Consider the following 11,489-nt stretch of genomic DNA (forward strand, 5'->3'; position numbering starts at 1 on the left):
AGCCGTACCCCAACCAAGGGCGGCATGACCACGCTCATTTCATGGCCTACTGTCAGGTGATAACCATCTCAGCACAGGCAGACCATTGACGGTACTTTCTAGGAGGGAAAATACTCGGGTGACATCCTGACCCATTTTTCGCTCAACAGGGGCAGAGCGAGCACGAAGACCTGACATGTAGCTTTTATTTTCGCGATTCCAATGGGATAACCCAATGTGGTCTGAGTCCCTGCTAAAAAGGGATTCCAACCCTTTTAAATATTATGAAAATATTTCTGTGTCAGATTTATGTCTTCTATGGCCTCAGGACATTGAAAATGAACAAGGACCTTAACCTGACAGGTTAAGATCCTTGTTCAATTCTGGAGGAACCGATGGGACTCGAACCCACGGCCTCTGGCGGCTTGATGTCCGTATGGCAGGGCCTGGCGGGGCCTCAACCCCCGAGCTTTCCGAGCACCGCCTTGGCGATGCCCTCCTTGTCCAGGCCCAGCTTGGCGCGGAGCAGCTTCTGGGCCCCGTGCTCCACAAAGGCGTCGGGCAGGCCCAGGCGCAGCACGGAGACCCCGCCCAGCGCCCCCCGGTCGGCCAACAGCTCCAGCACGGCCGAGCCGAACCCGCCCGCCAGGGCGTTCTCCTCCACCGTCACCAGCACCTTGAAACGCGCGGCCAGCTCCAGGAGCTGCTCCTCGGGCAGGGGCTTCACGAACCGGGCGTTGAACACGGCCACGGACTTGCCGTGCTGGATCTCCAGATCCTCGGCCGCCTCCACGCAGGGATGCACCCGGCCGCCCAGGGCGACGATCACCGCGTCCGAGCCGTCGCGCAACAGCTCGCCGCGCCCCAGGGGCAGGGCCACGGGGGCCTCGGGCAGGGCCGCGCCCACGCCCACGCCGCGCGGATAGCGGATGGCCGAGGGCCCGTCCAGGGACAGGGCCGTGGCCAGCATGGCGGGCAGTTCGGCCTCGTCCTTGGGGGCCATGACCACCAGGTTGGGAATGTGCCTGAGGAACGAAAGGTCGAAGGCCCCGTGATGGGTGGGGCCGTCCTCGCCCACCAGCCCGCCCCGGTCCAGGCAAAGGGTCACGGGCAGGTTCTGCAGGCAGACGTCGTGCACCACTTGGTCGTAGGAGCGCTGCATGAAGGTGGAATAGATGGCCACCACGGGCTTGTAGCCCTGGGTGGCCATGCCCGCCGCGAAGGTCACGGCGTGCTGCTCGCAGATGCCCACGTCCACGAAGCGCTCGGGAAAACGCTCGGCGAAGCGGTTCAGGCCCGTGCCCTCGGGCATGGCGGCGGTGATGGCCACCACGTGCTCGTCGGCCTCGGCTAGGTCCACCAGAGCCTGGCCGAAGACGTCGGTGTACGAGGCCAGGGCGCAGGGGCCGAACTTCTTGGCCTTGCCCGTCTCGGGCTCGAAACAGCCCACCCCGTGGAAATACGTGGGGTTGGTCTCGGCCGGGGCGTAGCCCCTGCCCTTCTGGGTCAGCACGTGCACCAAGAGCGGCCCGTCCAGCTCGCGCACGTGGCGGAAGGCGGCTGCCAGCTCGTTGATGTCGTGGCCGTCGAAAGGCCCGAGATAGTTGAAGCGGAAGGCCTCGAAGAGCATGCCCGGGGTGAAGAAATGCTTGAAGGCCTCCTCGGACTTGCGCGCGTAGTCCGCCAGGTCCGGGCCGATCTTGGGCACGTGCTTGAGGATGGTCTCCACGTCCTTCTTGAAGCGCACCATCCACTTCTTGGTCAGGTTGCGCGACAGGAACTGGGACAAGGCCCCCACGTTGCGCGAGATGGACATCTCGTTGTCGTTCAGGACCACCACAAGGTCGCTGCCCAGGTCCCCGGCCTGGTTCAGGCCCTCGTAGGCCAGCCCGGCGGTCATGGACCCGTCGCCGATGACGGCCACCACCTTGTTGTCCCCGCCCGCCAGGTCGCGGGCCTTGGCCATGCCCACGGCAGCGGAGATGGAGGTGGACGAATGCCCGACCCCGAAGTGGTCGTAGGGGCTCTCGCTCATCTTGGGGAACCCGCTGACCCCGTCCATGGTGCGCAGGGTGGCGAATCTGTCCCTGCGGCCCGTGAGCAGCTTGTACCCGTAGGCCTGGTGGCCCACGTCCCAGACGATCTTGTCCTGGTCCGGGTCGAAGACCTTGAGGAGCGCCAGGGTCAGCTCCACCACCCCCAGGGAGGGGGCCAGATGGCCGCCGTTGGCCGCCACGGTGTCGATGATGACCTTGCGCATCTCGGCGGCGAGCTGGGTCAGTTCGTCGGGGGACAGGTCCTGAACGTCGCGTGGACGCCCGATGCGCGAGAGGATGTCCTGGATTCCGCTTTCGGTGTCGCTGTTCATGAGTCCCTTTCCGTTGGGCCGCCGCGCGGCCCGGTCTTGCTGCCCGCGCCCCTGGGGGCCGGCGGGCTAATTGGTGCGCTGTACGATGTAAGCCGCCAAGTGGCGCAGAAAGTCCGCCTGCGCGCCCGCGTAGGCCTTGATGGACAGGTTGGCCTCGGCCGCGCACTGCACGGCCAGATTCCGGCTCTCGTCCAGGCCCAGGAGCGACGGGTACGTGTTCTTGCCCTGGTCCTGGTCGCTGCCCACGGGTTTGCCCAGCTCCTTCTCGTCGCCCACCACGTCCAGAATGTCGTCGGCGATCTGGAAGGCCATGCCCACGTGCTTGCCCCATTGCATGGCGGCCTGCATGTCGGCCTCGTCCCCGCCGCCCAGGATGCACCCGGACAGGCAGGAGGCCGTGATCAGGGCCCCGGTCTTCAGGGCATGCATCTGCTGCAGCTCGCGCAGCTCCACGCCCGTCTTGCCCGTGAGGTCCATGTCCATCTGCTGGCCGCCCACCATGCCGTTGGCCCCGGCCCCGTAGGCCACCACGGCCGCAGCCTGGAGCACGCGCGCCGGGGGGATGTCCGCGACGTTGAGCATCAGGCCGAAGGCCTCGGTGAGCAGGGCGTCGCCCGCCAGGATGGCCGTGGCCTCGCCGAAGGCCTTGTGGTTGGAGGGCTTGCCCCGGCGCAGGTCGTCGTCGTCCATGGCCGGGAGGTCGTCGTGGATCAGGGAGTAGGTGTGGATGCACTCGATGGCCGAGGCGAAGGGCAGCACCTTGGCCGAATCCAGGCCCGCGATCTCCGCCCAGACCATGCACAGCACCGGCCGCAGGCGCTTGCCCCCGGCCATGAGACTGTAGTCCATGGACTCGCGCAGGGCGTCCACGATGCCCCGCTCCTTGAAGCACGTAGCGAGATATTTCTCCACCCCGGCGGCGTAGTTGGCCAGGGTCTTCTTGACGTCGACGTCAGGCATCGTCTTCCTCCGCCGCGAAGTCCGCGAGCGATCCGTTCATGAGTATCTTCACGTCGTTCCTGGCCTTTTCCAGCTGGACGCGGCAGGCCTTGGCCAGCTCCACGCCCTCCTTGAACAGGGCCACCCCGTCCTCCAGGGGCAGGTCGCGGGACTCCAGTTTGTCCACGATTTCCCTGAGCCTGGCAAGCCGCGATTCGAACGTATCCTTTGCCTTGGCCATGGTCATTTCCCCTGCTTGCTTCCGCCGCTTATCAGATTGTTGGAATAATCATTTTACCCAGGCCGTTCAAAAATAGTGAGATGCAAGGCGCAAGGGAAATTCAAGACCGACGCGTACTCCCCGTACGCGAGGGTTTGAATTTTCCGCAGCAGCGTAGCGACGCAGCAGATCGCTGTTTTTCAACGGTCTGTTATGAGCGGCAGCGGGTCCACGTACTGGCCCAGCACGGCCAGCCCGAAATGCAGATGCGGGCCGGTGACGCGGCCCGTGGCCCCGATCTCGCCGATCTTCTGCCCGGCGGACACGAACTCGCCCTCCTTCACCGCGAAGGCCGAGAGGTGGCAGTACATGCTGACCACGCCCAGGCCGTGGTCCACGAACACGGTGTTGCCGCCGAAATAGGTGTCGTCCACGAAGGCCACCACGCCCGGGGCCGCGGCCTTCACCGGGGTCCCGGCCTTGCCGCGCAGGTCCAGGCCCGCGTGGGGCCTGCGCGCCTCGCCGTTGAAGAACCGGCGCAGCCCGTAGGTGCTGGAAACCCCGCCCGCCACGGGCCGCGTGAAGGACTCGCTCCAGTAGCGCTCCGGGGACACGTGGCGCAGCACTTCCAGCATGCGGGCCTTTTCCCGCTTGTGGCGGGCCAGCTGCTCCTCGGTGAGGTGGACCATCTTGGGGGCCACCTTGAGGTGCTCCTCCGCGAACTTGCGGTCCCTGATGGCCACGTCCTGGGTCAGGGTCTTCGTGCCGCCCCCGCTGCGCACCACGACCTTGACGCGCCCGGTGCCCAGACGCGCGGTGCGGCCCGTGCCCAGTGCGGCCAGGACCTCCCAGCCCCCGCCGTCCACCACCCGGGACGCGGCGTCCAGCGCCATGCTTCCCCAGGTGATATGCACGGAGTCCATGGGCTCGTCCGAGACCACGCGCACGAAGAACGCGGTCCCGATCGGGGCCTCGGAGGGTGCCTCCAGGCGCATCCCGGCCAGGGCCGGAGCGGCCAGGGCCAGGGTGAAAACCAGAACCAGCGCGGCCAGGGCCGCCGCGCGGCCCGCCAGGCGCTTCGTCATGCTATTTTCCTTCCTTTTGCGTGCCCGTGACCCGGGCGGCGACCCGCCCGTCACGCACGCGGATGTCCAGTTCGTCCCCGGGCGCGGCCTCGGCCACGCTGCGCAGGAACTTTCCGCTCCTGCGGCTGGTGACCAGGCCGTAGCCCTTATCCAGGGGCAGCAGCGGGTCCAGGCCCGCGAGGCGCGCCTCGGCCAGGGACAGATCCCGGTCCGGTCCGCGCAAGAGGGCCCCAGCGCCCAGGTCCAGGCGGCCCCGCAGCGCCTCCAGCGCCCGGGAGCGCTCGTCCAGGGCCAGGGGCCCGAAGGCCGCGTGCAGCTCCCGGCCGGCGTCGGCCAGGGCCGCGTCCCGCTGGTCCACCAGGGCCGCTCCGGCCCGTCCCAGGTCGCGCGTGGCCGTGGCCAAGCGCTCCAGAAAATTCTCCACCCGCCGCACCGGGGACAGCAGGTTCAACTGCCGGGTCCACAGGGCGGCCTCGCGCCCGGCCGCGTCCAGGAAGGCCCCGCCCGTGCGCGCCAGGCGCGTCTCCAGGGCGTCCAGTCCCTGCATCAGGTCCGAGCGCGCGGGCCAGAGCATCTGGGCCGCGTGGCTGGGCGTGGCCGCGCGCGCGTCGGCCACGTAGTCCGCGATGGTGGTGTCCACCTCGTGGCCCACGCCCGTGAGCACGGGCAGGGTGGCGCGGTGGATGGCCTCGGCCACGGGCTCGGTGTTGAAGGCCCAGAGGTCCTCCAGGGAGCCGCCGCCGCGCAGCAGCACCACCACCTCGGCCCAGCCGTCCTCGCAGGCCGCGTCCAGGGCCTCGGCGATCTGCGCTGGCGCGGCCTCGCCCTGCACCAGGGCCGGATGGATGCGCACCTCGCAGCCCGTGCCGCGCTCCCCGGCGATGCGCAGGAAATCGCGCACCGCCGCGCCCGTGGGCGAGGTCACCAGGGCTACGCGCGCGGGAGACGCGGGCAGGCGCATCTTGCGGTCCTGGTCGAAATATCCGCGCCGGGCCAGGTCGGCCTTGAGGGCCTCGAAGCGCAGGTGCAGCTCGCCGAGCCCTTCCTCCTGCACCAGTTCGGCCACCAGCTGGTAGATTCCGCGCTCGGCGTACACCGCGATGCGCCCGGCCACCAGCACGTTGGCGCCCTCGGTGACGTCGGGCGTGAAACCGTGCTCCATGACCTCGCCCGTGGCCGGGTTCACGCCCCCGGCGGGCACGCCGCGCCGCGCGGACTTGAACCAGACCACCGGGAGCTGCGCGCGCTCGTCGCGCAGGGTGAAGTACACGTGGCCGCTGGCCGGGCGGGAGACCCCGCCCACCTGGCCGCGCACCCAGACGAAGGGGAACTGGCTTTGCAGCACGTCCCCCACTGCCCGGGTCAATTCCTCGACTTCAAAGATGTGCGCCATGGGTCTGTCAAGCGGGCGCTACGGGAGCACGATGGCCGGGTCCCTGCCGATCTGCAGCTTGTCGCCGCTGACTATCCAGCGGGTGCCGGTGTTGTAGGCCAGCATGGACATGAACAGGGGGCCGCCCTGGTAGTCCATCTCGAAATAGACCACGCTGCTGCGCGGGGTCAGGTCCTGCACCCGGATGATGCCGAAGCCCAGGCACTTGCCGTAGTTCTTGACCATGGCCTGGACCTTGCCGGCCAGGCTCTTCTCGTTCACGCCCACGCGCAGCGGGCTGCCCTCGAACCAGGTCTTGAAGCCCTGCTCGGGCCCCAGCTGCATATACGCTTCCGCGCCCTTGAGAATCACGTCCGGGACCTGCATCGTCTCGCCGGCGGCGCAGACGGCCGGGGACAGGAGCAGGCAGAGGGACAGGCACAGGGCGGGCAGGAACAGGCGATGCATCACGGCGTCCTCCGGTTGGGATTGGAAGGGATCACTCCACGGCCACGGCCACGCCCGCCCCGATCATGGCGGTGCCAGCGCCTCGGCTGGCGAACTTCCAGACCCGCGCGGAGCGGATCACGTTCCTGCCGCGCGCGGCGAGGAAGGCGTAGCCCACGGGCACCAGGAAGACGATGGGGCAGATGACCGCGACCACGGCAAGGGTACCCCCCATGGACAGGGACGGCAAATCCACGAACGCGGGCAGGAATCCGCAGTAGAAGGCCATGGCCTTGGGGTTGCCCAGGGACACGCACGTGCCGCCCGCAAAGGAGCGCCACGCCCCGCGCGCCGAGGGCGGAGCCGCCGGGTCCGGCTGGGCGGCGGTCCAGGCGCGCAGGCCCATCCAGACCAGATACGCGGCGCCGATCCAGCGCAGGACCACGAAGCCCTCGCCCAGGGCGTCGGCCAGCCAGGTCAGGCCCAGAAGCGCCAGCAGCAGATAGACCATGTCCCCGAGCACCTGCCCGGCGGTCCAGAGCACGGCCGGGGCGAAGCCCCGGGCCACGGCCTGGGCCACCACGGCCATGATGCCGGGCCCGGGGATCAGGGCGAATATCAGCGTGGCCCCGGCCAGGGCCAGGAATCCTTCGGGAGTCATGGCCCTACCTGCTCGCTTCCACGTCGTCGGTGGCGCCCAGGCCCCAGCCGGACCAGACGCCCTGCCGCCAGGCGGCGAACTCGCGGCCGAAGCCGTCCAGGGGCAGCTCGGACTTCTCGCCCGTGCGGCGGTCCTTGACTTCCACCACGCCGCGCGCCACGCCCTTGCCGCCCACCACGATCTGGATGGGGCAGCCCACGAGGTCGGCGTCCTTGAACTTCACGCCCGGGCGCTCGTCGCGGTCGTCCAGGAGCACGTCCGCGCCCATGTCGCCCAGGGCGGCGTAGATCTCCTCGGCCTTGCCCAGGATGTCCTCCTTGCCGGGGTCCAGGCAGAGGACCACGGCCTCGAAGGGGGCCACGGGCGGGGGGAAGGCGATGCCGTCCGCGTCGTGGTTCTGCTCGATGCAGGCCGCCACCACGCGGGACACGCCGATGCCGTAGCAACCCATGATCATGGGCTTTTCCTTGCCGTTCTCGTCCAGGAACACGGCGTTCATGGACTCGGAATACTTGGTGCCCAGCTTGAACACGTGGCCCACCTCGATGCCCTGGGGGAAGGACAGCTCCCCGCCGCATGCGGGGCAGGGGTCGCCGGGCGTGACCACGCGCAGGTCCGCGAAGGCCACCTTGGCCTCCACGTCGCGGGACAGGCAGAGGTGGCGCACGTGGGTGTCGCCCTTGTTGGCCCCGGCCACGTAGTCCGTGGCCCCGGCCAGTTCGGCGTCGGCCACGATGCGGGTGACGTCCAGGCCCACGGGACCGGCGAAGCCCACGGGCGCGCCCGTCCAGGCCTGGACCTGCTCGGGGGAGGCCATCTCCAGCTCGGCGCAGCCCAGGAAATTCTTCAATTTGATCTCGTTGAGCTCCCGGTCCCCGCGCACCAGGGCGGCCACGGACTGGCCGTCGGCGTCGAAGAGCAGGGTCTTGACCACCTGGGAGGCGTTCACGTCCAGGAACGCGGCCACCTCCTCCACGGTGTGCGTGCCCGGGGTGGAGACCTCCTCAATGCGCGGCCCCTCCTCCATGCAGGCCTTGACCTCGCCCGCCACCTCGGCCTTCTCCAGGTTGGCGGCGTAGTCGCAGGCCGTGCACACGGCGATGGTGTCCTCGCCCGTGGAGGCCAAGACCATGAACTCGTGGGAGAAGCTGCCGCCGATGGCCCCGGAGTCCGCCTGCACGGCGCGGAAGGCCAGGCCCAGGCGCTCGAAGATGCGGGTGTAGGCGTCGTACATGGCCTTGTAGCTGGCCTCGGCCCCGGCCTCGTCCGCGTCGAAGGAATAGGCGTCCTTCATCACGAACTCGCGGCCGCGCATCAGCCCGAAGCGCGGGCGGATCTCGTCGCGGAACTTGGTCTGGATCTGGTAGAGGTTCAGCGGCAGCTGCTTGTAGGAGCGCACCTCGCCGCGCACCAGGTCCGTGACCACCTCCTCGTGGGTGGGTCCGAGGCAGTAGTCGCGATCGTGGCGGTCCTTGATGCGCAGCAGTTCCTTGCCGTAGTAGTCCCAGCGCCCGGTTTCGCGCCAGAGGTCGCCGGGCTGGACCATGGGCATGGAAATCTCCTGGGCCCCGGCGCGGTTCATCTCCTCGCGCACGATGGCCGCGACCTTGTTCAGGCTCCTGAGCCCCAGGGGCAGGTACACGTAGATGCCCGAGGTAAGCTTGCGGATCATGCCCGCGCGGACCAGCAGCTTGTGGCTGGCGACCTCGGCGTCGGCCGGGGCTTCCTTCAACGTGGGCACGTAGAGATTGCTGTAACGCATCTATGGTTTCTCCTGTCTTCTTTCGTCCAGAAACAGTTCCAGTTCCTTCATGAATTCGGGCACGAGGTTCGCCCCGCCCCGGACCTTGCGCACCACCTCGCCCTTGCGGAAGATGATGCCCGAGTCGCGGCCCCCGGCGATGCCGATGTCCGCCTCGCGCGCCTCGCCGGGCCCGTTGACCACGCAGCCCATGACCGCCACGGTGAACACGTCCGTCACCGGGCGCAGGCGCTCCTCCACGGCCCGGGCCAGGCCCGCGAGGTCGATCTCCGTGCGCCCGCAGGTGGGGCAGGACACGATCTCCGGCCCGCGCGCCCGCAGGTTGAGGGACCTGAGAATCTCCCAGGCCACGTCCATCTCGGCCACGGGGTCGCCGGTCAGCGACACGCGCAGGGTGTCGCCCAGGCCCTCGTACAACAGCACCCCCAGGCCCACCGAGGACTTCACCGTGCCCCGGCCCGGGGTCCCGGCCTCGGTGACACCGATGTGCAGCGGATAGTCGCAGCGCTCGGCCAGGAGGCGATAGGCCGCGATGGTGGCGGGCACGGACGAGGACTTGAGGGAAATCTTGGTCTCGAAAAAGCCGCGCTCCTCCAGGAGGCGCACGTGGCCCAGGGCGCTCTGAACCATGGCCTCGGGCGTGGGCCCCCCGAACTTGGCCAACAGCCCCTTCTCCACGGACCCGGAGTTCACGCCGATGCGGATGGGCACGCGCGCGGCCTTGGCCGCGGCCACCACCTTGTCCACCTTGTCCTCGCCCCCGATGTTGCCGGGGTTGATGCGCAGGCCGTCCACGCCCTGGTCCACGCAGATGAGCGCCAGGCGATGGTCGAAGTGGATATCCGCGATGAGCGGCACGGGCGAGGCCTTGCGGATCGCGCCCACGGCGCGGGCGGCCTCCTCGTCGGGCACTGCCAGGCGCACGATCTCGCACCCGGCCTCGGCCAGGGCGCGCACCTGGGCCAGGGTGGCCTCGGCGTCGCGGGTGTCCGTGTTGGTCATGCTCTGGACCGCCACGGGCGCGTCCCCGCCCACGGGAACGGAGCCCACGCGGATGGTGCGGGAGCGGCGTCGGGCCGGGCGGAAGGGATCAAGGATGCGGGTGCTGCTCATGGGTTGCTCGTCCATTAATAACGAAGGGGACTAGATAGCCCATTTCCCGGGCCAAGCCAAGGCCGGAACGGGGCGCGGAACCGGAAAGGGACCGGGCGGAAAACCCTAGAAATAGCCCAGGCTGCGCAGGGTTTCGAGCTTGGCTTCCTTGTCCGCGTCGCGGCCCGCGCGCTCGGGGCCGGGGCCCGCGACCTTGGCCGTGCAGGGCACGCAGCCCAGGGAGCGGTAGCCCTGGGCGTAGAGCCCGCAATGGGGCAGGTCGCGGTCGGCGTGGTAGGCCCAGACGTCCATCTCCGTGAAGCGCAGGATGGGATGCACGCGCACGTGGGGCGGCTCGTCCACGGCCTCCGCCGGGGGCCGCGAGGCGCGGGAGGGGTGCTCGTCCGCGCGCAGGCCCGTGAGCAGCACGGCAACGCCCATCTCGTCGAGGGCCCGGGCCAGGGGCCGGATCTTCAGGTCCCGGCAGCAGGAGACCTTGTCCACGGCCAGGGGGTAGGACGCGAGGTCCACGCCGGGCCGGGCGATGGTCAGGTCCAGGTCCCATTCCCGGGCCAGGCGGTCGCGGAAGGCCACGATCTCGGGAAACTTGCAGCCCGTGTCCACGGACACGGCGCGCACCCGCTCCCACGGGGCCAGGGCGGCCAGACGCTCGCGCACCAGGGCCAGGACCAGGGTCGAATCCTTGCCCCCGGTCCAGGCCACGGCCAGCCCGCCGGGCCCGGCGGCGGCAAAGGCCTGGTCAATGGCCGCCAGGGCGGCGGCCTCCTTCTGGGCCAGGGACGCGCCCGGGGCTTCGGGCAGACGCAACGCGTCGAGCAAAGGATGGGAACTCATGGGCCCAAGGCATAGGCCAGCCCCCGCCCTGCCGCAAGCCTCGGCCCGCAAAAAACAAAAATTTCCATCCAAACGAAAAAGCCCTTGACGAACCAGGTTCAGAAGCATAAAAACCGACCTCTCGACAGCGTGGGCCCGTAGCTCAGCCGGATAGAGTGCCTGGCTACGAACCAGTAGGTCGCAGGTTCGAATCCTGCCGGGCCCACCACGAAAGCTCAGGGAGCCGGAATTTCCGGCTCCCTTTTTCGTTGTTCCGCCCTCTCCCGGCCACAGAAAGCACCTGGGACATCAATCGCGCCCCTCTCAACCCCTCGGATTTCGGGCTTTCCCCTTCCTTGGGCATCTTCCGTCACCCCGCCCGTTCCGCAGGTGACAGGCAATATCGATCTTTGATATACTTCATAGCCGATTGCCATGATTGAATGGCGTATTTCACTAAGATTACAGCCACATTTCACGTTCACTCGATTGAGACATGCGGCAGGAGTGTGTGTGGGGGGGGGGATGTGATCGCCGAATATATCGCAAAGCACGGTGAAAATATTTTTATGCTACACTTATTAATTTGTGCTGAGATGGTTATCACCTGACAGTAGGCCATGAAATGAGCGTGGTCATGCCGCCCTTGGTTAGGGTACGGCTGGAGTTACGAAACTTCACCGAAACCTCGACCAGGAGGACGTCATGACCACGAGGAAGAAGGTAGCAC

The 11,489-nt window shown here is 68.2% G+C and carries 10 protein-coding genes and 1 tRNA gene; 1 reads left to right on the forward strand and 10 read right to left on the reverse strand.

Annotated elements, in window-relative coordinates:
* Nucleotides 1-436: 436 nt before the first annotated feature.
* From dxs to ACYYG1_RS16860, 10 genes are all read right to left on the reverse strand, one after another.
* Nucleotides 437-2,347, reverse strand: a complete 1,911-nt coding sequence (dxs, locus tag ACYYG1_RS16815; RefSeq protein WP_461211495.1) for a 1-deoxy-D-xylulose-5-phosphate synthase — start codon at nt 2,345-2,347, stop codon at nt 437-439.
* Between the two features lie 66 nt (nt 2,348-2,413).
* Complete coding sequence (locus tag ACYYG1_RS16820) at nt 2,414-3,307, reverse strand: polyprenyl synthetase family protein (RefSeq protein WP_461211496.1); 894 nt, start codon at nt 3,305-3,307, stop codon at nt 2,414-2,416.
* A complete protein-coding gene (gene xseB / locus ACYYG1_RS16825) occupies nt 3,300-3,527 on the reverse strand; it encodes an exodeoxyribonuclease VII small subunit (protein WP_461211497.1) in 228 nt (75 codons plus the stop codon). Before xseB ends, ACYYG1_RS16820 begins: the two co-directional genes overlap by 8 nt.
* A 179-nt stretch (nt 3,528-3,706) precedes the next feature.
* On the reverse strand, nt 3,707-4,591 hold the full coding sequence (locus ACYYG1_RS16830; protein ID WP_461211498.1) for a M23 family metallopeptidase: 885 nt from the start codon (nt 4,589-4,591) through the stop codon (nt 3,707-3,709).
* Between the two features lies 1 nt (nt 4,592).
* Complete coding sequence (gene xseA / locus ACYYG1_RS16835; RefSeq protein WP_461211499.1) at nt 4,593-5,984, reverse strand: exodeoxyribonuclease VII large subunit; 1,392 nt, start codon at nt 5,982-5,984, stop codon at nt 4,593-4,595.
* A gap of 18 nt (nt 5,985-6,002) precedes the next feature.
* Nucleotides 6,003-6,434, reverse strand: coding sequence for a hypothetical protein (locus ACYYG1_RS16840; RefSeq protein ID WP_461211500.1), 432 nt, complete (start codon nt 6,432-6,434; stop codon nt 6,003-6,005).
* A 28-nt stretch (nt 6,435-6,462) separates the two neighbouring features.
* Nucleotides 6,463-7,071 carry a LysE family translocator gene (locus ACYYG1_RS16845; protein WP_461211501.1) on the reverse strand — a complete coding sequence of 203 codons (609 nt, stop codon included), beginning with the start codon at nt 7,069-7,071 and terminating at the stop codon, nt 6,463-6,465.
* A gap of 4 nt (nt 7,072-7,075) precedes the next feature.
* On the reverse strand, nt 7,076-8,833 hold the full coding sequence (locus tag ACYYG1_RS16850) for a proline--tRNA ligase (protein WP_461211502.1): 1,758 nt from the start codon (nt 8,831-8,833) through the stop codon (nt 7,076-7,078).
* A complete protein-coding gene (gene ispG, locus ACYYG1_RS16855; RefSeq protein ID WP_461211503.1) occupies nt 8,834-9,946 on the reverse strand; it encodes a flavodoxin-dependent (E)-4-hydroxy-3-methylbut-2-enyl-diphosphate synthase in 1,113 nt (370 codons plus the stop codon). It abuts the gene before it with no gap.
* A 105-nt stretch (nt 9,947-10,051) separates the two neighbouring features.
* Nucleotides 10,052-10,765 (reverse strand): phosphoadenosine phosphosulfate reductase family protein, encoded by a 714-nt coding sequence (locus ACYYG1_RS16860; protein ID WP_461211504.1) that lies wholly within the window; start codon nt 10,763-10,765, stop codon nt 10,052-10,054.
* 146 nt (nt 10,766-10,911) lie between these two features.
* Between ACYYG1_RS16860 and ACYYG1_RS16865 the strand changes: the two genes are divergently transcribed.
* A tRNA-Arg gene (locus ACYYG1_RS16865) sits at nt 10,912-10,988 on the forward strand.
* Nucleotides 10,989-11,489: the final 501 nt, after the last annotated feature.

It is taken from the genome of Desulfocurvus sp. DL1XJH-121, assembly GCF_054819825.1.

Bases quoted from the DNA above. Each gene is read 5' to 3' on its own strand.
- dxs (WP_461211495.1), bottom strand. From the start codon at position 2,347: ATGAACAGCGACACCGAAAGCGGAATCCAGGACATCCTCTCGCGCATC.
- ACYYG1_RS16830 (WP_461211498.1), bottom strand. From the start codon at position 4,591: ATGACGAAGCGCCTGGCGGGCCGCGCGGCGGCCCTGGCCGCGCTGGTT.
- xseA (WP_461211499.1), bottom strand. From the start codon at position 5,984: ATGGCGCACATCTTTGAAGTCGAGGAATTGACCCGGGCAGTGGGGGAC.
- ACYYG1_RS16850 (WP_461211502.1), bottom strand. From the start codon at position 8,833: ATGCGTTACAGCAATCTCTACGTGCCCACGTTGAAGGAAGCCCCGGCC.
- ACYYG1_RS16845 (WP_461211501.1), bottom strand. From the start codon at position 7,071: ATGACTCCCGAAGGATTCCTGGCCCTGGCCGGGGCCACGCTGATATTC.
- ispG (WP_461211503.1), bottom strand. From the start codon at position 9,946: ATGAGCAGCACCCGCATCCTTGATCCCTTCCGCCCGGCCCGACGCCGC.
- xseB (WP_461211497.1), bottom strand. From the start codon at position 3,527: ATGGCCAAGGCAAAGGATACGTTCGAATCGCGGCTTGCCAGGCTCAGG.
- ACYYG1_RS16820 (WP_461211496.1), bottom strand. From the start codon at position 3,307: ATGCCTGACGTCGACGTCAAGAAGACCCTGGCCAACTACGCCGCCGGG.